We start from the raw sequence: 20666 nt of genomic DNA on the forward strand, positions 1-20666 counted from the left end.
GAACGGGCACTTGTCCTCCGGTGCGTAACGAATGCGTGCACATTTCAGAAGATTTACTGGGCGCCCATGTGCCAGCCCGGTTTCGATGCATTTCATTAATGCGAGGTATTCCGAGTACTTGAGGCGTTGGCCCGAAGAATGCTCAGTGGAGCGCTGCCATGGCGACACCCCCTTTCGCCTGGCAGGAGGAACCACCTTGGTTCGCACCACTCGCTTCGTTGCCGCCATGCTCGCCACCCTTCCCCTCGCCGCCTGCGGCGTCGGGGAGACGGACATCAACCCTTCGAACGATCAGCAGAAGCCGGATGAAGTCGCGGATGTGCAGAGCGCCCTGAGCGTGATTCCTGGCGCCCAGATTGTCGGAACGAACGAGGACGGGACGCCCCACACCATCCAGGGTCGGCTCGGGCAGGCGGATCGCCCCCTGACGGGCTTCGCGGCGGCGGACGTGCACTCGGCCATCGCCGGGGCCATGCCGGGCATCGCGTCGCTGTTCCGCCTGAGCGCTTCGGACCTCCAGGTCCGCAAGGTGTCGGTGGACGAGCAGGGCGTTTCGCACATCCGCTATGCGCAGACGCTGAACGGTCTGCCGGTGATGGGCGAGGAGCTGGTGGTGCACGTGGACCCGTCCGGCGCCATCTTCGGCGCGAACGGCTCCGCGCGCTCCGGTGGCTCGGTGTCCGCGCGCCCGCTGGTCGCCGCGGAGGCCGCCCGCACGGCGGCGCTGCGCGACACGCAGGGCACGGACCTGGCCGTCACGGGGACGCGGCTGGTGTACGTCCGGGGGCAGGACGACCAGCGCCTGCGCCTGGCGCACGAGGTGACGGTGACGGGCGAGAGCGCCCTGATGCCGCTGCGCAACCGCGTCTATGTGGACGCGCTCAACGGCGCCACGCTGCTGACCGTGCCGGAGATCCACACGGCGCTCAACCGCCGCGTGTACAGCGCGAACAACGGCACCAGCACGCCGGGCACGCTCAAGCGCAGCGAGGGCCAGGCGGCCATCGGTGACTCGCACGTCGACACCAACTACGACATGCTGGGCTACACCTACGACTGCTACAAGACGCTCTTCAACCGCGACTCGCTCAACAACGCGGGCGCCGCGCTCATCAGCACGGTGCACTACAGCCGCAACTACGTGAACGCCTACTGGGACGGCACCCAGATGGTGTACGGCGACGGCGACGGCGTGAACTCCATCGAGCTGGGCAAGGACCCGGACGTCACGGTCCACGAGCTGACCCACGCCGTCACGTCGAACGAGTCCAACCTCACGTACTCCGGCCAGTCCGGCGGCCTCAACGAGGCGATGTCCGACACGTTCGGCGCCATCTGCGAGAGCTGGAAGACGGGCACGTGGAGCACCGCGCCGGTCATCTGGATGGTGGGCGAGGACGTCTGGACGCCCGCCACGGCGAACGACGCGCTTCGCTACATGGATGACCCGGTGAAGGACGGCGTGTCCAAGGACTGGGCGCCCAACGTGACGTCCAGCACGGACGTGCACTACAGCTCCGGCGTGCCCAACCTGGCGTTCGCGCTGCTGTCCAAGGGCGGCGTTCACCCGCGTGGCCGCTCCACCATCAACGTGCCGGCCATCGGCGTCGAGAAGGCCGCGCGCATCTGGTACAAGGCCAACACGGACATCTTCACGGCGAGCACCACGTTCGCCCAGGCGAAGACCTGGACGGTCCAGGCCGCGGTGGCGCTGGGCTACGACGCGGCCACGCAGGCGGCCGTGACGGCGGCCTGGGAAGCGGTGGGCGTGGGCGGCACGGTGACGCCTCCGACGTGCGTCACGCTGACCAACGGCGTCGCGAAGACGGGCCTGTCGGGCGCCTCCGGCTCCTCGACGAACTACTGCATCGACCTGCCGGCCGGCCGGGCGTCCACCTTCGTGATGAGCGGTGGCACGGGTGACGCGGACATGTACATCAAGTTCGGCTCCGCGCCGACGACGACGTCCTACGACTGCCGCCCGTACCTCTCCGGCAACAACGAGACGTGCAACGTGGCGGCGAAGACGGCGGCGGGCAAGATGTACATCATGCTCCGCGGCTACTCCGCCTACAGCGGCACGTCGCTGAAGGCCACGTACTGAGCGCCTCCACGCGCCCGGCGTGACACGCGCCGGGCACAGTGAAGGTCACTCTTCCGCCTCCGGGACGCCATGTCTCGGGGGCGGTCGTGTTTGCGGGCCTCCGGGTGATGCGTCCCGTACTTCTGGGGCACGTCGATGGGAGGAGGATGCGGATCCGCGCGAGGAAGCCAGCAGACCGACCCGGCGGGCTGTCCCGGGGCCGCGAGGCCGGGCGCACGGGAACGGGGTAGGGTGGCCGAATTTCCCTCACAGGAGGATGCATGGGGCGGCGGCTGGGCGGGGTGTTGCTGGCGCTGATGGTGGGCTTCGGGGGCGTGTCGTGCCGGCAGGGCGTGCGCGGTTCGCCTTCGCGCACCTGCGTGGTGCTGTCCGTGGGCGGCACCAAGGGGCTCGCACACGTGGGCGCGCTGGATGCGCTGGTGGCCCGGGGCATCCCCATCGACTGCGTGGTGGGCAACAGCATGGGCGCGGTGGTGGGCGGGCTCTATGCCGCCGAACCCGCGGGCCACCTGCGCGAGCGCTACCGGGCCTTCTTCGCGGACTACGAGCAGGAGACGCGCAAGACGACCGCGTCGCGGGGCGCGGTGGGCGCCGCCGTCGGCCTCCTGGCGGTGCTGGTGTCGGGGGGCGCGCTGGGCCCGGCCGTCGCGGCGGGCGCGCTGGGCGCGGCAGGGGGCGCGGCCACGGTGCCCCGGCTGAGCCATGAGCGCTTCACCCGGGTGCTGGAGCGCTTCTACGCGGGGGCCCGCGTGGAGGACCTGCCGGTGCCCTTCGTCACCTTCCACCAGGCGCCCACGGAGCAGGGGCTGCGGCTCGTCACCGTGACGCGCGGGCCGCTGTCGGAGGCCGTCGCCGCGAGCGCCGCGAACCCCCTGCTGTTCGAGGACGCGACGCTGGAGCGAATCGATCCGGGCGCGGATCGCGTGTCCGCGACCCCCATCCATGACGCCTGCCAGCGCTTCCCGGGCGCGCGGCTCATCGCCATCAACGTCACCGGCGAGCCGGCCTTCTACCGGGGCGACCTGGACTGTGACGTGCGGGAGATCCGCGTGGACGTGCCCGCGCCGCCCGTGGAGGCCTTCACCGGCCGGGGCCCCGCCTTCGACGCCGTGTACGACGCGGGCCGGGACGCGGTGCGGCGGGCGCGGCTGGACTGAAGGCCGCGCCTTCAGGGGGCGGTGAGCAGCCCCGTCACGTCGCGCCAGCCGCCCTGGCAGGGGGCCGTGTCGGTGGCCAGGTAGTGCCCCACGCGGCCCGGCGCCAGCGCGAGGATGGCCGACGAGCGCGTCCCGTACAGCTCCGTGTGGATGCACAGCGCCTGGAGCTTCTGGAGGAACCCGGCGGGCAGCTCCTCCTCCGACAGGGGCCCCGTCGCCGCCTCCCGGGGCGGCAGCGCGTGGTCCGCCACCGCCGCCTGGAGCCCCGTCACCCACTCCGGCCACGGGCGCCCGACGACGCCCTGCGCGAGCACATGGGCCCGCGCCACCTTGGGCAGCGCCAGGTTGTCCAGGTTGTCGTTGGGCAGCACGTGCACGCCGGGCGGCACGTCCTCGTGGAGCAGGTGGGGGTGGCCCGGGCGCGCGTAGGCCACCCGCAGCACGCGGCCGTCCCCGTAGAGCAGGTTGAAGGGCAGGAACTCCGGGGCGGGCAGGGTGCCGAGGTAGCGCTCGATGGCCTCCACCGAACCGGCCTGGAGGGCGCGCAGCACCACCTCGCCCCTTGAGCGGGGGGCCGGCCCCAGGCCGCGCGCGCCCCGCTGGTTCGTCAGGGCGACGAAGACCCCTTCGTGGGTGACTCCCATCCACGTTCCGCCCCGCTCCACGTCCTGGCCGCCCACCACGCGGGGGGATTCGCAGAGGACCTTCGGCCCGTGGGCCGGACGCGCGTAGAACTCATCCCGGTTGGCGGCGAGGACCAGCGGCCACTCGGGGTGGACGTCACGGAGGATGAGGACGGTGCACATGGTGGAGCGGTCGATAACATCCACCATCGGGCGCCGCACCTGTCCCCGCGCACGTTGGTCGATGACCTCGTATCCCCGAGCGGCTATGGTCCGCCGCCCTCAGGAGAGTCCATGGCGGAGAGAATCCTCGTCACCAGCGCCCTTCCGTACGCGAACGGCGCCATCCACCTCGGCCACGTCGTCGAGTACGTCCAGACGGACATCTACGTCCGCTTCCTCCGCTCGTGCGGCCAGGACGTCGTCTATTTCTGCGCGGACGACACGCACGGCACGCCCATTGAAATCAACGCCGCGAAGCAGGGCATCCCGCCGGAGCAGTTCGTCGCGCGCTTCCACGACGAGCACCAGCGCGACCTGCGGGACTTCGACGTCCGTTTCAACTACTTCCACTCCACCAACTCGCCGGAGAACCGCCAGTACGCGGAGCTCATCTACGGGCGCTTGAAGGACGCGGGCGACATCGACCGCCGCGACATCGAGCAGGCCTACTGCGAGAAGGACAAGCGCTTCCTGCCGGACCGGTTCATCCGCGGCACCTGCCCCAACTGCAAGTCGCCAGAGCAGTACGGCGACGCCTGTGAGAAGTGCGGCAAGACGTACAACCCCACGGACCTCATCGACGCGCGCTGTGCGCTGTGCGGCACGCCGCCGGTGCGCCGCAACTCCGTGCACCTGTTCTTCAAGCTGTCGCGCCATGCGGACTTCCTCCAGGAGGTCCTGAAGCGCCCCGGCTTCATCCACCCGGGGCTCGCCACCCAGCTCCAGGGCTTCTTCGAGAAGGGCCTGGCGGACTGGGACATCAGCCGTGACGGGCCCTACTTCGGCTTCGCGATCCCGGGGGAGACGGACAAGTTCTTCTACGTCTGGCTGGACGCGCCCATCGGCTACATCGCGACGACGGAGAAGTGGGCGAAGGAGTCCGGCCTCGCGAAGGACGCGCTGGAGTACTGGGACAAGGGCGCCCCCACGCGCATCGTCCACTTCATCGGCAAGGACATCGTCTACTTCCACGCCCTGTTCTGGCCCGCCGTGTTGCAGGTCGCGGGGTTCCACGTCCCCAACGAGATCAAGGTGCACGGGCACCTGACCGTGAACGGGGAGAAGATGTCCAAGAGCCGGGGCACCATGGTGCCCGCGCGGGACTACCTGGAGCAGCTGGATCCCAGCTACCTGCGCTACTTCTACGCGGCCAACCTGGGCGCGGGCGTGGAGGACCTGGACCTCAACCTCAAGGACTTCCGCCTGCGGGTGAACGGCGAGCTCGTCAACAACGTGGGCAACCTGGCCAACCGCGCGCTGTCGATGCTGGCGGGTCCGCTGGAGAAGAAGCTCGCGCCGGGCCGCGCGGAAGGGGCGGGGCGCACGCTGGTGGAGCAGGCCCTGGCCCGCGTGCCGGAGGTGCGCGAGGCGTTCGACAAGCTGGAGTACCGCGCCGCCATCAAGATCATCACGGACATCGCGTCCACGGCGAACGCCTTCCTCCAGACGGCGGCGCCGTGGGCCCTGGTGAAGAAGGACGCGGAGGCCGCGCGGGCCGACCTGTCGGACGCGGCGGACGTGGCGTACCTGCTGGGCGCGCTGCTGGCCCCGGTGACGCCGCGCGTGTCGGAGCGGCTGTTCGCCCAGCTCAACGCGCCGCCCCTGACGTTCCAGGCGCTCGCCACCGCGAAGTATCCACTGCTGGACCGTTCCCGGCCGCTGGGCACGCCGGAGCCGCTGCTGCCCCGTCTGGAAGAGGACCGCGTCAACGCCATCCTGAAGACCCCCCCGGAATCGGTTGTGGCCGAATCCGCGGCCGCGGGGTCTGGGGGCAAGAACAAGAAGACGGAGAAGAAGCCCGTGGAAGCGAAGACGACCGAAGCGCAGCCGGCGGTGCCCACGACCCAGGCGTCTCCGGGGGCCGGCGCCGGCACGGCGGGCGCGGAGCCCGTGCCCGCCGCCGACATCGAATACGCGGACTTCGCGAAGGTGGTGCTGAAGGCCGGCCGCATCGTGGCCGCGGAGAAGGTGAAGGGCGCGGACAAGCTGCTCAAGCTGGAGGTGGACCTGGGCGAGGGCACGCCGCGCACCATCGTCTCCGGCATCGCGGAGGCGTACACCGCCGAGGCGGTGGCGGGCCGGCGCGTGGTGGTGGTCGCGAACCTGAAGCCGCGCAAGCTCAAGGGCATCGAGTCGCGCGGCATGCTGCTGACGGCCGGCGCGGGCGGCAAGGACCTGTCCCTGCTGGACCCGGGCGACGTGGCCCCTGGCAGTGACGTGAAGTAGCGCGGAGGCCTCTCGCCGCGATTAATGGGGTTGGCACGCCGGGCGTCGGAGTGATGCGCGGCGGCGCCGTTCGCGGCGACGGAGCGGAGTTGGCATGCCGGGCGCCCCAGGCCGCCCGGCGGCGTGAGTTGGGGCGGCGCCGCTCGGAGCGGCCGCTGGGGCACGACATTCCGGGAGCCCTCTCAGTCCGGCTGCACCGGGAAATAGCCCGGTGCCGGGCGGGTTGCTCCTGGGACACGACACGTCGGGCGGTTCGTCACCGCCCGGCAGCGAGGTGATTGGACGTGGTGGACTGGCGTGCCGAGCGGGATCGCGCCCTGCTGACCCTGGAGCGGGAGAAGCGCCCGGCGAGCCGGGCCGAAGCCGCGAACCAGCTGTTCCAACTGGCCTCCGAGGAGTCCGCGCACGTCGCGGAGTTCACGGACGCCCTGGTGCGACTGCTCGCGGATGCACAGCCGGAGGTGCGCCGCTCCGGGGTGAGCCTCGCGTCGGTGGTGCTGCCGCCGGAGCAGCTGCCGGACATGCTCCTGCCGCGCCTGCGCGACGACGACACCCGGGTGCGGCTGGAGGCCACCGGACGGCTGGCGGACCTGGCGCTGCCGCACGCGCGCGGAGCCCTCGCCGGCATGTTGGAGGACCCCACGCCGGAGGTGCGCTTCGAGGCCGCGCGCGGCATCGCCGCCCTCAAGCACCCCGCGGGCCTGGAGATCCTGGTGGCCGCGCTGGACGTGGACAGCCTGCGCTTCCGGGCGCTGGGCGCGCTGGCGGAGCTGGAGGACGTCCGGGCGTTGCCGGCGGTGAAGAAGCTGTTCGGCAAGTGGCTGCTGCCCGCGTTCGACAAGACGCAGGCGGCGGGCGTGCTGATGAAGCTGGGCGCTCCGGAAGGCGCGGACTGGCTGATGCAGCGCACGCGCAAGAAGTGGAGCGCGGACCGGGCGCTCGCGGTGGAGCTGTGCGGCGAGCTGAAGGTGCCGGGCGCGCTGGAGCGCCTGAAGGACATCCTCCAGGACGTGAAGGACCCGTGCCGGGGCGCCGCCGCGCGCGGCCTGGGCCGGCTGGGGGATGCCCGGGCGCTGCCCTGGCTGCTCTCCGTCCTGGAGGACCGCGCCGCGCCGGAGGACGACCGGCTGGACGCGGCGGACGGGGTGTGGCGACTGGGCGTGGCGGAGGGGCAGGAGCGCGTGCGCGCCTCCGTGGCCACCTTCGCTTCGGAAGAGGCGCGGTTGGAGCTGGAAGAGCTGTTTCGGGAGGGCCCATGAGACTCGTTGACGCGCACTGCCACCTGGAGCCGAAGGACTACGCGGACGTGGCGCTGGTGGTGGAGCGCGCCCGGGCCGCGGGGCTGGTGCACGCGGTGCTGGTGGGCCAGTTCGAGAACCCCGGTGACTGGGGCCACGCGCTGGAGATCGCCGCCCTGCACCCGGACTTCCTGTCGCCCACGCTGGGCATCCACCCGCACGCGGCCGCCCGCGCCACCGAAGCGGACTTCGAGGTGCTGGAGCGCACCTGCGCCCGGCCGGAGCTGCGCGCGGTGGGGGAGGCCGGGCTGGACTACTACTACGACCACTCGCCCCGCGACGTGCAGGCCACCGTCTTCCGGCGGCAGTGCGCGCTGGCGAAGCGCCTGGGCAAGCCGCTGGTGGTGCACGTGCGTGACGCGCACGAGGACTGCGACGCGGCGCTGGCGGCGGAGGCCGTCACGAACGGCGTCATCCACTGCTTCACCGGCGACACGGACGCGGCCCGCCGCTACCTGGACCGGGGCTTCTACCTGTCGCTGTCCGGCGTCATCACCTACAAGAAGACGGAGGCCCTCCAGGACGCGGTGCGCTTCGCGCCGCTGGAGCGCCTGATGGTGGAGACGGACAGCCCCTACCTCGCGCCGGTGCCGCACCGGGGCCGCAAGAACGAGCCCGCGCACGTGCTGGAGACGGCGAAGAAGATGGCGGAGCTGAAGGGCGTCTCCCTGGAGGAGGTGGCCACCGTCACCACCGCCAACGCGGCCCGCCTCTTCAACCTCACGCTGGGCTGACGGCGCCGGCCAGGGCTTCCAGGTCCTGGTCGAGCTGCGGCATGTCCAGCAGCAGCGCGTCCGGGTCGTAGAGGAAGTCCGCCTGCTTCAGCTTCAGCAGGGCCTGCAACGCGGGCTCGCCCGCGTGTCCGCCAAACGAGGCGTAGACGACGCGGCCGCGCTCCAGGTGCAGGTAGCCCTCCAGGGTGTGGTGGCGCAGCTGGAGCTTCCCGCTCTTGCGGCCTCCGCCCAGCGTGCGCAGCAGCTCCCGGGGCGGCAGCTCGTCGAAGCTGCCGCGCACCACCCGGCCCGGGCCGTTGTGCTGCACCCGGTCCTGGAAGAGGGTGTGCACCGTGCGCGCGACCTCCGCCTTGTCGCCCGGCGCGAGCACCGCCGTCGCGCCCGCCATCAGCAGCCGCTCGCGCGCCTGCGCATCCGGCTCGCCCACCACGGCGATGGGCAGGCCCGCGCTCTCCGGCGCGGCCCGCGCGGCCTCCAGCAGGTCCAGCACCTCCTGCTGACCCAGCCGCAGGCTCACCACCAGCACGTCGCAGTCCTGCCGCGCCAGGCCGTCCAGCGCGCCGTCCAGCGTGGACAGCGCGTGCGCCACCAGCTCCTGCTTGAGCACCGCCTCCAGCAGCTCGCCCCGGGCCGTCTCATCCGGTTCGGCGATGAGCACCTGCCGGCCCTCGCTGGCCAGCCGGTGCACCAGCAGCTCGCCGCTCTGGAGCTGGCCGACGATGTCCGCCACCACCGGATCGTAGAGGACGCCCGCGTGCTTGCGCAGGTGCTCCAGCGCCTGCTGCTTGGTGAAGACGCGGCCGTGCGCGTTGCCCGGGTTCTTGGTCAGCTCCAGGAAGCTGTCCACCGCCGCCAGGATGCGCGCGCCCAGGGTGATGTCCTCGCCCTTGGCGCCCTGGGGCGTGCCGGAGCCGTCCCAGGCCTCGTAGAGCTGCGCGAGGATGGTGTTCACCTGCGTGGGCAGGTGCACCGTTTCAAAGAGCTTCGTGGGCGCGCGGCAGCACGCCTTCGCCTGGGCCTTCCACTCCGGGCTCGCCGCGTTGCTCGCCAGTGAGAAGTGGCGCTCCGCGGGCTTGCCCAGGTCGTGCAGGTACGCGGCGATGGAGAGCGCCGCCAGCTCCTTGTGGGGCATGCCCATGCGCTGGCCGACGATGCCCGCCTGCCGCGCCAGCTGCGCCGAGTGGCCCCGGTGCCGGGGCCGGTCCTGCTCCAGCAGGCCCACCATCAGGCTCAGCGTCTCCACGTAGTCGGAGTCGCTGATGAGCCCGCGCGGTCCTCCCGGCTCACGCCGCTGCGTGGCGGCCCGCACCTGGGTGCCGCTGCCAGGGCCGCGCAGCCGCATCCGCGCGTCCGTCTCCAAGCGCATCTGGAGGCTGGTGGCGCTGCGCCCGGGGGACGTGCCGCTGCGGCCGGACTCCGAGCTTCCGTTGTTGCTCGCCGGGGCCTCCGGCCGCCGGGGGCCGCCGCCGTGCGGGCCCTCCAGCAGCGCGGTGAACGCCGTGGGGTCGCCGTAGTAGTGCTTGCGGATGGCGGCGGAGATGGCGCTGCGCAGGCCGATGTACGCGTAGACCTCCGACATGCCGGTGACGAGCGCGATCTCGTCGAGCAGCGACTTGTTCTGCGGCTCGGCGGCCACCACCGACAACAGCTTGCGCTCCGGATCGATGGCCAGCGGAAGCACGTTCTGCGCTTCCGCCAGCCGCACCGGCAGCTTGTCGAGCACCTTCGTGTCGATGCGGACCTTGGCCAGCTTGTCCGCGGTGACGAAGCGGGTCTGGAACTCGTTGGCCAGGAGCCGCAGCAGCGCGGCCTCCTGGAGCAGGCCCAGCTCCACCAGACAGTCCCCCAGCTTGTGGCCGGTGATCTTCTGGTGCTCCAGTCCCTGCTCCACGGCCCCTGGCGTCACGAGGCCGGCCTCAATCAACCGCTCTCCCAGCCGCTTCGCCATGGACTTCAGCCCTCCGAGGAGCCCTCGCCTTCACCACCGGACTTCGCGGGCGCGGGCGGCGCCAGCGCGCTGAACGGCTTGAAGGTCAACTCGCCGGGCAGGTTCTTGGGGTCGCGCGGCGGACGGTCCTCGCGCGGCGGACGCTCGGCGCGGGGCTCGCGGGGCGGACGGTCCTCGCGCGGCGGACGGTCCTCGCGGGGCGGACGCTCGGCGCGCGGCGGGCGAGGCGGACGCTCGGGGCGGGCCTCGGTCGCGGGGGCGCTCGTGCCCTCCGCGCCGGCGGGGGCCTGCGACGGCGGACCCTTGTCACCCCGGGCCTTGCGCTTCTCGTCGCGGTGCTTGCGACGGCCGCTGCCGCCACCCTCCACGGGGGCGCGACCGCGGCCGGTGGGCACGGAGCCCTTCCAGAGCGCGCGGTCGTAGGCGCGCAGGTGCTCCGTCCAGCGCTCGTTGGGATCGCGCTGCATCGCCTCCACCCACGAGGAGATGCGCGTGTCGAGCGCGCTCAGCGAGTCGACGATCTGCGCCTCCAGCGTCAGCGGCGCCCGGGCTCCGACGGAGCCCCCCGGGCCCTGCTGGGAGATCGCCAGGTGCGTCAGGTGCTGCTCCAGGAGGGGAGGGAAGCCGGGGATGCCCAGCGTCTTCTCGCGGATCTTCTGAGCCGCCAGCACCGCGTGGCCCACGAGCCGGCCCTCGTCGGTGTGCTCGAAGCCCTTGTCGGACGAACCCTCGCCCGCCTTCATCACGTCGTGCAAGAACGCGCCGGCCAGCAGCAGGTCGCGGTCCGCCATGGGGTAGTGGTCCGACACGCGCAGCGTCAGGCGCATCACCGACAGGACGTGCTCGGCCAGCCCGCCGCGCCACGCGTGGTGCACGCCCTTGGCCGCCGGAGCGACGGGCAGCCCCGCCGACACCTGCGCGTCGTCCAGGAACGCCACCAGCAGCTGCTTCACGTACGGGTCGTTGACGCGCTCGTTGATGAGCTCGCGGATCTGCCCCACCGCGCGCGCGCCACCGGCGCCGCCCTCGTGACGGGGCTCCGCCTTCGGCTCACGGGGCTCCTTCGCGGCCTCCGGGGCCCTTGCTTCCTTCGGCTCCTTCGGCTCGCGCGGCTCCTTCGCCTCCGCGGCGGGCTTCGCCTCGGCGGGCGGGGCCGGGGGCGGCTCGAACTCCTTGGGGTCGAGCGGCTCCGGATCCAGCCGCTCCACGGCCTCCACCACGACCTGGGTGCGGCCGTGGAAGACGATGACGCCGCCCTGCACGAGGACGTAGTCACCGCTCTGGAACGTGGGCTCGAGCGCGTCCACCTTGTCGAAGACGCGGGCGTCGACGGTGCCGCTCTTGTCGGCCAGGGACAGCGAGAGGAACACCTTGCCGCTGCGCGCGCTCACCTTCTCCTTCTTGGTGACGCGGAAGACGGTATTGACGCGGTCCTTCTCGCGCAGGTCGACCGCGTACACCTTGCGGACGGTCTCGACGGAAGCCTCCGGGGTGGAAGTCGCGGCCTGGGTTTCGTTTTCGGTTGTCATCGCGGCGCGGACACTACCACCGAGCCACCCCCTCCAGGCGAGACAAGTCGCGTGGCCCCGGTCGGGTGTCCGCTCAGCTCACCTCGAGCGCCACCGCCTCCAGGTATTCCGCGCCCGGGGAGCCCACCGGCGCCGGGTGGTCCGGCGGCAGCCCCATCCGCACCAGCCGGAAGGCGATGCGCGCCTCCTGTTCGCAGGCCGTGGCCACCGCCTCCGTGAACGAGCCCATCGCCAGCGGTGGGTGATATCCGACCACCAGGAGCCGCCCTCCATGGCGGGTGCGCCTGAGGGCCAGCCGCACCTGTTCGGTGAAGTCCTCCTCGGACGCCACGCCCAGGGTGTCCAGCAGCACCAGGTCGAAGGTGTCCTTGAGCGCCCGCAGGACCGCCAGGGGCTCACCCTGTTCCACCGTCACCCGGCCGAGCAGCCCGTTCGCCTCCGCGTTCTCGCGCGCCAGCTCCGCGGCGTCCGCGTTGCCGTCGAAGGCGAGGATCTGTTTGGCGCCATGGCGCCCGGCGTGGACGAAGAGGCCGCCCACGTTGCAGGCCACGTCCAGCACGCGGTCCCCGTTGCCGGTGCGTCCCAGGAAGCGGCGCAGCTCGCGCTGATCATACGCGTAGCCCGTGCCCCGGCCGTACGTGAGGTCCACGGTGAAGCGCGCGCCCATCTCCAGCAGACGGCACCAGCGTGGAGGCGTGCCGTACATGACGTGCGGGCGCTGCGCGGGCAGCCCCAGCGCCTTGCGTCGGAGCGTGTCGTTGCGCAGCAGCACGGAGGCCGCCCCCGTCACCTCGCCCAGCGTGCGGGTGATCTCCTCCTGGCGCGCGTCCATGGAGCGCGTGAGCGTCTGCACGACGAAGTGCTGGTCGTACCGGTCCACGATGAGCCCCGGCAGCCCATCCCCGTCGTCGTTGACGATGCGACAGAAGCGCGGATCATCCACCAGGCGCGCGCGGCGCTCGAAGGCATGGCGCACGTGCCGGGGGATGAGGCCCTCCACGGCCTCGTCGGGCAGGCCCAGGCGGCGCACGGCGTAGGAGGCCTCCAGGTCCACGTCTCCCAGCCCCAGGACCTGCCCGTCCTCGTCCTTGAGCTGCATGGGCGTGCCGGGCTCCGGTTCGCCCTCCATGGAGACGATGTCCTCGCGCCGCAGCCAGGGCGCTCCATGGCGAAGCTTCCGGGCGGCTTCTCGGGACAGGTAGGTGCTGAGCAAGGTGCGGTCCTCCTCCAGCGCGATGGAAGGCTCCCCAGAGGGCGCCCTTCGTGGAAGATGGGCCGTGTGCGGCCTGCTGTCGGCGGGGGCCCCGCCGCTGCCCCGGAGGGCAGGGGGGCAGGCGTCGTCAGGGGACGGTGGGGGGCCGCTTGTAGGCCTTGAACGTCACCCGCGTGAGCAGCCCGCTGACCACCAGGGCCAGCGCGATGCCCAGCATGCGCATGTTGGAGGAACTGCCCGTGACGAGCAGCACGAGCGCGAGCACGCCCACCGCCACCGCGCCCAGCACGGTGAGCGTCTGGGCCCGGGTATCCTTCGCCGCCTGGGGCTTGCGGGCCTGGGCCAGCACCGGCAGCGAGGACGCCTTGCGCCACTTCTCCGCGCCGTCCTCGCGCACCTCGTCGTCGGGGTCCACCAGCCCCTGGACATAGGCCCGCTCGATGTCGCCCAGCGAGGGGAACATCAGCTCTCCGTCAGGGGTGCGCACGCGGTACGCCATGGGTTTGTCCCTCCCCGGCCACCCTGCCCGGAAAGGGGAGGGGACCTCAAGTCAGCTCGGTGGCAATCTGCTCAGCGATGCGCAGTCCATCAATGGCGGAGGACACGATGCCGCCCGCGTAGCCGCAGCCCTCGCCCGCCGGGTACAGGCCGCGCATGGACACCGACTGCAGATCGTTGCCCCGGGTGATGCGCACCGGAGAGCTGGTGCGGCTCTCGATGCCGATGAGCTTGCCCTCGTCGCTGATGAAGCCGCGCATCTTCTTGTCGAACGTGCGGAGCGCCGCCTTGAGCGACTGCGTCAGCCGCTCCGGGAAGAGCTGGTTCAGGTCCATGTGCGCCAGGCCCGGGCGGTAGCTGGTGTCGCCGGGGTCCTTCTTCACGCGGCCGGCCAGGTAGTCCGGGATGGTCTGCGCGGGCGCGTAGAAGCGGCCTCCGCCCAGCTTGTAGGCCTTCTCCTCCCAGTGCCGCTGGAACTCCAGGCCCGCGAGCGGCCCGCGGAAGCCCTCGCGCTCGAAGTCGGCCACGGACACGGAGACGACGATGCCCGCGTTGGCGAACTTCGCGTTGCGCCGCGAATTGCTCATGCCGTTGGTGCACTGCAGCCCGTCCTGCGTGGGCGTGGGCACCACGATGCCGCCGGGGCACATGCAGAACGAATAGACGCCCCGCACCTCGCCATCCACGTCCAGGTTCTCCGCCAGCTTGTAGTCCGCGGGCGGCAGCTTGGAGTGCTTCGCGGCGGCGCCGTACTGGATGCCGTTGATGAGCGACTGCGGGTGCTCCGCGCGGAAGCCCAGCGCGAAGGGCTTGGCCTCCACGCTCACCTGTCCGTCGGCGGCGAAGCGCTCGTACAGCTCGCGCGCGGAGTTGCCCGGCGCCAGGATGACGCGGTCGCTCTCCAGCGTGCGGCCGTCCGCCATCTTCACGCCCGCGATGTGGCCGTCGCGGTAGAGCAGGTCGTCCACGCGCTGCTCGAAGTGCACCTGGCAGCCGCCGGCGATGAGCTCGTCGCGCAGCTTCGCCACCGCGCCGGGCAGCAGGTCGGAGCCGATGTGCGGCTTGCCTTCGATGAGGATGTGGTCCGGCGCGCCGTAGCGGGCGAAGGCCTCAATGACCTTGCGCACCATGGGGTGGTTGATGCGCGTGGACAGCTTGCCGTCCGTGTACGCGCCCGCGCCGCCCTCGCCGAAGTTCATGTTGCTCTCCGGGTCCAGCGACCCGTCGCGCATGAGCTTCGCCACGTCCTTGCGGCGCGTCACCACCTCGCGGCCCCGCTCCAGCAGGATGCTGCGCACGCCGCGCTCCAGCAGGCCCAACGCGCAGAACAACCCCGCGGGTCCGGTGCCGATGATGAGGGGCAGCTTCTCCGGCTCCTTCACGCGCGGCAGCAGCTCCGGCGCGGCCGGCGCCTCGCTCACGTCCGGCGGCAGCCGCGGGGCCTTGCGGCCTGGCGCCAGCTCCACCTCCAGTGTGTAGATGTAGCGCGGGCTGCCCTTCTTGCGCGCATCCAGCACCGAGCGCACGACGCGCACGGAGGCGAGGTCACCCCGGGTGACCCCCAGCTTCTCCGCGGCGCGCTGGCCGAGCAGCTCCTCCGGCTCGTCCAGCCACAGCCCGATGTTGTTCACCCGGTACGCCATCTTGATCTTGCTCCTCGGTGGGGGCGCGTATGTGCTCCAGCCCCCGGAGGGAATGCAAGCACTTGAAAAGACGAGATGCTCGTCCGCGTGCCCGGGGGTGGGTGCGTACCCGCTGATACACCCGTTCCCCGCCTCGCGGGCGGAGGGGACGGCCGGGTGCGTAACCCCCTTCGCACCATCCATTTCCCGTGCCGTCCATTTCCGGGCTTCAACCCCTGGGGACTGCTGGGGAATCCGTTTGGAAGAGAACGGCTGGCACGCCGGTTGAACTCAGCAGCCGAGTGATGACGCGGCGCCCGTTGGACAGGGGCCGATTCCGGAGGCAATTCCCGTGAGCACCGACCAAAAGGGCACCCGCATCCTGGCGCGCACCTTCTTCAACCAGCTGCGCGCAGCCGGCTACACGCCGCACCAGGTCATCGGCATCGCGACGGAGCTGCTGGAGCTGGTCACCACCGACCTGCGGGAAGGCGACAAGGCGGGTGCCACCCAGCCGACACCTGAAGCCACGCCGGGGTGGCAGCCGCGCGTCTAGGCCGTTAGGCTGCGCGACAGACCCTCGCGGGTGAGCGGGCTCCGGACCGGTTCCGGGGCCCCCGCCCGCAAGGTGGTGGGAGCGAACCGGCGACCGCCGGTTTTTTTGTTCCCACCGCGCGCCCCTCGCTCCTGGACGCGGTGTGGCTCAGGGCTGGGGATGGCGCCTGCGCTCGCGGGCCGTCGCGCCGGCGATGAAGAGCAGCGCGGCGGTGAGCGCGGTGAACACGAGGCTGGCGGAGGTGGGCGCCGTCAGCGCGAGCAGCCCGCAGCCCGCGAGGAACGCGACCACGTCGATGGCCACCGGCCGGGGCTGGGGCAGCACGAGCACCGTGGCGCAGCCGGCCAGGGGCAGGCCCAGGGCGACCTGTCGGAGGATGGCGTCGGTGCTGGTGCGCACCGTCTCCCAGTAGTTGATGAGGATGGCGGCGAAGATGACGACGGTGCCCCCGGCGAGCACGAGCACGCCCGCGGCGGCCGCGTCCTTGGTGAGCCGGGCCTTCTCGTCGAACTGCTGCACGGCCAGGTCGACCAACTGCTCCAGCGCGCTGTTGAGGATCTCCGCGAAGAAGATGAGCAGCACGCAGAAGATGAGCGTCACCTTCTCCGCGAGTCCCAGCGGGATGCCGCTGCCCACCAGCCCCACCAGCACGCCGGAGATGAGGTGGATGCGCATGTTGCGCTGCCAGGCGACGGTGTGGATGAGCCCCGCCCACGCATGTCCGAACGACGCGAACAGTCCGTTGCTGCGGCGGGAGGGAAACTGGGGGCGGTGTGGTGCAGGAACGGTCATCGGAGGGTGAAGGGTGCGGCACGCTAGCACCCACGGGTCCGATTGCCGCTGCGGAGTGAACGGGTAAGGTCGCCCGGGTGATGCGAACCTCCCTCCCGTCCTGGTCGCGCCCCCTGGCGCTGGCCCTGCTCTTCACCGGTGTCCTCGCGCGAGCGCAGGGCGCCCCCGCTCCCGTCACGCCGACCTTCGAGGGGGATGACCTGGGCCTGGAGCCGCCCGGTGTTCACTATCTGCCAGCTCCGGGGCCCCGGGCGCACGAGCAGCGCCGGCTGTCCCCCCAGGAGCCGCCGGTGGTGCGGCGCGAGGCGCGCGACGCGAAGCCCGGCGTCGGGGTGAAGGTGGCGGGCGTGCCGCAGACGCGGCTGGGCGAGGGCGCGCTGTCCGGCAAGGTCATCTACCTGAGCCCCGGACACGGCTTCTACCGGGACAACGGGCTGAAGCGCTGGGCGACGCAGCGGCCCAACAGCTGGGGCGTGGTGGAGGACTTCATCTCCGTGGAGGTGGTGTCCCAGGAACTGCTGCCCCTGCTGGTGGGCGCGGGCGCCACGGTGGTGCCGGTGCGGGAGACGGACCTGAACCCGCTGCTCGCCATCGTGGACGACGGACAGGCGGGCTACACGGAAGGGGGTGATGCGGGCCGCTTCCACGCCGCCGAACAGAAGGGGTGGGGGGCTCCGCCGGTGCCCATGGGCAACAACGTGGAGCCGTTCACGCTGGGCACCACGCGCACGCTGGACACGGCGGCCACCGTCACCGCGACGGCGACGTGGACCCCGGACGTGCCGGCGGACGCGGCCTACCACGTCTACGTCTCCTATGGCTCGGACCCGTCGCGCGCGACGGACGCGCACTACGTGGTGAAGCACGCGGGCGGGGAGAGCCACTTCCGCGTGAACCAGCGGCGCCATGGCGGGACGTGGGTGCTGCTGGGCCGCTTCTTCTTCAAGGCGGGCCAGCACCCGGAGTCGGGCGCGGTGCTGCTCCATAACGACTCGGCGGCCGGCGCGGGCGCGACGCTGTCGGTGGACGCGGTGCGGCTGGGCGGCGGCCGGGGCCTGATGGGGGACGCGGCGCAGGGGCCGCTCGCGCGCCCCCGCTTCGAGGAGAGCGCGCGCTACCACGTGCAGTACAGCGGGGCGCCCTTCAGCGTGTACGCGCCGTCGGGGGCGAACGCGCTGTCCAACGAGCGCAACGCGGACGTGACGTCCCGGCCGCGCTTCGCCGCGTGGCTGCACGAAGAGGGCGAGGACGCCGTCTACGTGGCGTGGCACACCAACGCGGGCACGTCCGGCAACGTCAGGGGCACGGAGGCCTACGTCTACGGGCCGAACCCGGTGGACGGCACCCTCAACTTCACGGGCGTGAAGGGCAGCGACGTGATGGCGCGGGCGCTGCTCGCGCAGCTGGAGGCGGACCTCAAGCGCGAGGTGGATCCCGCCTGGCGCGTGCGCGCCCTGCGCTCGGCGAACCTGGGCGAGGTGAACCCCACGCACAACCCGGAGATGCCCAGCGTGCTGCTGGAGATGGCGTACCACGACAACGCGACGGACGCGGCGACGCTCAAGGAGGCCCGCGTGCGCCACGTGGCCGCGCGCGCCATCGTGCAGGGGCTCATCAAGTACTTCGCGGCCCGCGACGGCGTGCCCGCGCACCTGCCGCCGGAGGCCCCGGGCGCGGTGGCCGCCCGCAACGCGACGCCGGGCGCGGTGGAGGTGAAGTGGACCGCGCCGGCGCAGGTCACGTCGGAGGAGGGCCGCGACGCGCCGACGGGCTACCGCCTCTATCAGAGCGCGGACGGCCGGGCCTGGGACGAGGGCACGGCGGTGCAGGGCACCGACGCCACCGTCACGCTGGCCGAAGGCACGGTGCGCTACTTCCGCGTCTCCGCGGTGAACGCGGGCGGTGAGTCGTTCCCGTCCGCCACGGTGGGCGTGCGCGTGGGCGCCGCCGCGCCCGTGCTGCTCGTCAACGCGTACGAGCGGCTGGACGCGACGGTGGCCTGCGGAGAAGCGTTGGACCCCTACGATTTGTCGGCCCCGGTGCGCGTCTTCCTGGAGGCGATGAACGACGGCAGCTACCTGCGCCAGCACGGCGCGGCGTTCGCCCAGGCGGCGGTGGCCTTCGACAGCGCGACGGGCAACGCCGTGGCGGCGGGGCTCGTGTCGCCCGCCGGCTACCGGCTGGTGGACTGGTCCACCGGGCGCGGCGGCGTGGGGGGCGCGGGGCTGACGCGGACCGAACAGGACGCCCTGCGCGCGTTCGTCACCGGGGGCGGGCACCTGCTGCTGTCGGGAGGGCGCACCGTGTCCACGCTCGCGGCGGGCAGCGCGGAGGATCAGCTCTTCCTCGCGGACATCCTGCGGGCGTCCATCGCCACGGGGGCGCCCGCGTTCCAGGTGGAGGGCTCGGCGGGCGGCTTGCTCCCGGACCTGACCGCCGCGCCGCTGGACGACGGGACGCTCGGGGCCTACCCGGTGGGTGTTACCGACGTGCTGGCGGCGACGGGCGGGGGCGCGGACGTGCTGCGCTACGCCGGGACGACGCTGGGCGCGGGGCTTGTGTCCGGCACGGCGCCGGCCGGACAGGTGCTGGTGCTGGGCTTCCCCTTCGAGGGCCTCGCGTCGGGCCGGGAGCGCTCCCGGCTGGTGGGGGCGTTCCTGGTGCGCGCCGGGCTGCTCGCCCAGGCGCCGCCCCTGCCGGACGCGGACGTGACGCCGACGGTGAGCCCCCGGCCGCTGACGTCCTGCGTGGCGGTGCGTGAGCGCAACCCGCATCCCCCCGTGGATCCACCCCCGGTGGATCCGCCGCCCGAGCCGACCGTCGTCCCGCTGCTGCCGTCCGAATATTTCGGCAAGGCGGACACCGGCTGTGGGTGCGGGGCGGGGGAGGCGGGAACGGCCTCCGGGCTCTGGGTGTTGGTCGGGGTGATTGTTCAGCTCCGACGTGCGCGCGCGAAGGCGTCCCACGCGAAGCGTTGACTCGGCGGGGGCGCCTGCCTACGGTCGCCCGCCTTCTTTACGAGACACACGACGGGTGGGCCTTGAGGGCCCACTCCTGCTGACCAGGAGAACGCACATCATGGCCACCAAGATCGCCATCAACGGCTTCGGACGCATCGGTCGCTGCATCCTTCGCGCCGCGCTCAGCCGCAAGGAAGACCTCGAGATCGTCGCCATCAACGACCTCGACAAGCCGTCGGCGCTGGCCCACCTGTTCAAGTACGACTCCGTGCACCGCACGTGGCCGGGCGAGGTGAAGTCCACGGACAAGGGCATCGTGGTGGACGGGCGTGAGATCGCCGTCACCGCGGAGAAGGACCCCACGGCGCTGCCCTGGAAGTCGATGAACGTGGACGTGGTGCTGGAGTGCACCGGCCGCTTCACCGGCCGCGAGGGCGCGGAGAAGCACCTCAAGGCGGGCGCCAAGAAGGTCATCATCTCCGCCCCGGCCAAGGGCCCGGACCTGACCATCGCGTACGGCATCAACCACGACCAGTACGACGCGTCCAAGCACCACATCGTGTCCAATGCCTCGTGCACCACCAACTGCCTGGCGCCCATCGCCAAGGTGCTGGTGGACAACTTCGGCATCGAGTCGGGCCTGATGACGACGGTGCACAGCTACACCAACGACCAGCGCATCCTGGACCTCACCCACGACGACATGCGCCGCGCCCGCGCCGCCGCGCTGTCCATGATCCCCACCAGCACCGGCGCCGCGAAGGCCATCGGCGAGGTCATCCCCTCGCTCAAGGGCAAGATGCACGGCATCTCCGTGCGCGTGCCCACCCCGAACGTGTCGCTGGTGGACCTGACGGTGAACACCACGCGGAAGGTCACCGCGGAGGAGGTCATCGAGGCGTACCGCAAGGCCGCCGCCGGTCCGCTCAAGGGCGTGCTGGAGTTCAGCGACGCGCAGACGGTGTCGGTGGACTACAACGGCAACCCGCACTCGGCCATCTTCGACTCCACCAACTGCTTCGTGATGGGCGACACCATGCTCAAGGTCATGGCCTGGTACGACAACGAGTGGGGCTTCTCCAACCGCATGGTCGACACGGCGAAGTTCCTCGTGTCCAAGGGCCTGTAGTCGTCAGGCACGGCTTCGCATTCCGGCACCGTTGGGCTGACCGAGACAGGGCAAG

Annotated in this window: 15 protein-coding genes; 8 read left to right on the forward strand and 7 right to left on the reverse strand. The window is 71.7% G+C overall.

Annotated features, from left to right (window positions below; genetic code table 11):
• Positions 1 to 196: 196 nt before the first annotated feature.
• Positions 197 to 2104, forward strand: coding sequence for a M4 family metallopeptidase (locus tag OV207_RS24030; protein WP_193429877.1), 1908 nt, complete (start codon positions 197 to 199; stop codon positions 2102 to 2104).
• Between the two features lie 260 nt (positions 2105 to 2364).
• The gene (locus OV207_RS24035) at positions 2365 to 3261 is read left to right on the forward strand and encodes a patatin-like phospholipase family protein (protein ID WP_267557509.1); all 897 of its coding nucleotides are present in this window, start codon (positions 2365 to 2367) and stop codon (positions 3259 to 3261) included.
• A gap of 11 nt (positions 3262 to 3272) precedes the next feature.
• On the opposite strand, the gene OV207_RS24040 is transcribed toward OV207_RS24035, so the two are convergent.
• Entirely contained in the window at positions 3273 to 4067 is a 795-nt protein-coding gene (locus OV207_RS24040) for an NRDE family protein (RefSeq protein ID WP_267557643.1), read from the reverse strand.
• A 111-nt stretch (positions 4068 to 4178) separates the two neighbouring features.
• Between OV207_RS24040 and metG the strand changes: the two genes are divergently transcribed.
• The 3 genes from metG to OV207_RS24055 all read left to right on the forward strand — a co-directional run bounded on the left by metG (position 4179) and on the right by OV207_RS24055 (position 8364).
• Positions 4179 to 6332, forward strand: a complete 2154-nt coding sequence (gene metG, locus OV207_RS24045; RefSeq protein ID WP_267557510.1) for a methionine--tRNA ligase — start codon at positions 4179 to 4181, stop codon at positions 6330 to 6332.
• Positions 6333 to 6616: 284 nt separating this feature from the next.
• A complete protein-coding gene (locus OV207_RS24050; protein WP_267557511.1) occupies positions 6617 to 7591 on the forward strand; it encodes a HEAT repeat domain-containing protein in 975 nt (324 codons plus the stop codon).
• Positions 7588 to 8364, forward strand: a complete 777-nt coding sequence (locus OV207_RS24055) for a TatD family hydrolase (RefSeq protein ID WP_193429881.1) — start codon at positions 7588 to 7590, stop codon at positions 8362 to 8364. The genes OV207_RS24050 and OV207_RS24055 overlap by 4 nt, the downstream gene beginning before the upstream one ends.
• Here OV207_RS24055 and OV207_RS24060 read toward each other — a convergent pair.
• The 5 genes from OV207_RS24060 to OV207_RS24080 form a co-directional block, all read right to left on the reverse strand.
• On the reverse strand, positions 8351 to 10312 hold the full coding sequence (locus tag OV207_RS24060) for an HD domain-containing phosphohydrolase (protein ID WP_193429882.1): 1962 nt from the start codon (positions 10310 to 10312) through the stop codon (positions 8351 to 8353). The two genes, OV207_RS24055 and OV207_RS24060, sit on opposite strands and share 14 nt — an antisense overlap.
• 5 nt (positions 10313 to 10317) lie before the next feature.
• Positions 10318 to 11841, reverse strand: a complete 1524-nt coding sequence (locus tag OV207_RS24065; RefSeq protein ID WP_267557512.1) for an HD domain-containing protein — start codon at positions 11839 to 11841, stop codon at positions 10318 to 10320.
• A gap of 73 nt (positions 11842 to 11914) precedes the next feature.
• Positions 11915 to 13054: a class I SAM-dependent rRNA methyltransferase gene (locus tag OV207_RS24070; protein WP_267557513.1), complete on the reverse strand. Its 1140-nt coding sequence runs from the start codon at positions 13052 to 13054 to the stop codon at positions 11915 to 11917.
• 127 nt (positions 13055 to 13181) lie between these two features.
• On the reverse strand, positions 13182 to 13553 hold the full coding sequence (locus tag OV207_RS24075) for a hypothetical protein (protein WP_267557514.1): 372 nt from the start codon (positions 13551 to 13553) through the stop codon (positions 13182 to 13184).
• Positions 13554 to 13599: 46 nt separating this feature from the next.
• Positions 13600 to 15195: an NAD(P)/FAD-dependent oxidoreductase gene (locus OV207_RS24080; protein ID WP_193429886.1), complete on the reverse strand. Its 1596-nt coding sequence runs from the start codon at positions 15193 to 15195 to the stop codon at positions 13600 to 13602.
• A 331-nt stretch (positions 15196 to 15526) separates the two neighbouring features.
• On the opposite strand from OV207_RS24080, the gene OV207_RS24085 reads away from it, so the two are divergent.
• Positions 15527 to 15730, forward strand: coding sequence for a hypothetical protein (locus OV207_RS24085; protein WP_267557515.1), 204 nt, complete (start codon positions 15527 to 15529; stop codon positions 15728 to 15730).
• A 147-nt stretch (positions 15731 to 15877) separates the two neighbouring features.
• On the opposite strand, the gene OV207_RS24090 is transcribed toward OV207_RS24085, so the two are convergent.
• Positions 15878 to 16522 (reverse strand): diacylglycerol kinase family protein, encoded by a 645-nt coding sequence (locus OV207_RS24090; protein ID WP_267557516.1) that lies wholly within the window; start codon positions 16520 to 16522, stop codon positions 15878 to 15880.
• A gap of 80 nt (positions 16523 to 16602) precedes the next feature.
• On the opposite strand from OV207_RS24090, the gene OV207_RS24095 reads away from it, so the two are divergent.
• Positions 16603 to 19500, forward strand: coding sequence for an N-acetylmuramoyl-L-alanine amidase (locus OV207_RS24095; RefSeq protein ID WP_267557517.1), 2898 nt, complete (start codon positions 16603 to 16605; stop codon positions 19498 to 19500).
• Positions 19501 to 19600: 100 nt separating this feature from the next.
• Complete coding sequence (gene gap, locus OV207_RS24100) at positions 19601 to 20611, forward strand: type I glyceraldehyde-3-phosphate dehydrogenase (RefSeq protein ID WP_193429889.1); 1011 nt, start codon at positions 19601 to 19603, stop codon at positions 20609 to 20611.
• Positions 20612 to 20666 lie beyond the last annotated feature (55 nt).

Origin of the sequence: Corallococcus sp. BB11-1 (assembly GCF_026626625.1) — a bacterium.
GTDB lineage: Bacteria > Myxococcota > Myxococcia > Myxococcales > Myxococcaceae > Corallococcus > Corallococcus soli.

Bases quoted from the DNA above. Each gene is read 5' to 3' on its own strand.
- metG (WP_267557510.1), top strand. From the start codon at position 4,179: ATGGCGGAGAGAATCCTCGTCACCAGCGCCCTTCCGTACGCGAACGGC.
- OV207_RS24035 (WP_267557509.1), top strand. From the start codon at position 2,365: ATGGGGCGGCGGCTGGGCGGGGTGTTGCTGGCGCTGATGGTGGGCTTC.
- OV207_RS24065 (WP_267557512.1), bottom strand. From the start codon at position 11,841: ATGACAACCGAAAACGAAACCCAGGCCGCGACTTCCACCCCGGAGGCT.
- OV207_RS24060 (WP_193429882.1), bottom strand. From the start codon at position 10,312: ATGGCGAAGCGGCTGGGAGAGCGGTTGATTGAGGCCGGCCTCGTGACG.
- OV207_RS24095 (WP_267557517.1), top strand. From the start codon at position 16,603: ATGCGAACCTCCCTCCCGTCCTGGTCGCGCCCCCTGGCGCTGGCCCTG.
- OV207_RS24055 (WP_193429881.1), top strand. From the start codon at position 7,588: ATGAGACTCGTTGACGCGCACTGCCACCTGGAGCCGAAGGACTACGCG.
- OV207_RS24040 (WP_267557643.1), bottom strand. From the start codon at position 4,067: ATGTGCACCGTCCTCATCCTCCGTGACGTCCACCCCGAGTGGCCGCTG.
- OV207_RS24080 (WP_193429886.1), bottom strand. From the start codon at position 15,195: ATGGCGTACCGGGTGAACAACATCGGGCTGTGGCTGGACGAGCCGGAG.
- OV207_RS24075 (WP_267557514.1), bottom strand. From the start codon at position 13,553: ATGGCGTACCGCGTGCGCACCCCTGACGGAGAGCTGATGTTCCCCTCG.
- gap (WP_193429889.1), top strand. From the start codon at position 19,601: ATGGCCACCAAGATCGCCATCAACGGCTTCGGACGCATCGGTCGCTGC.
- OV207_RS24090 (WP_267557516.1), bottom strand. From the start codon at position 16,522: ATGACCGTTCCTGCACCACACCGCCCCCAGTTTCCCTCCCGCCGCAGC.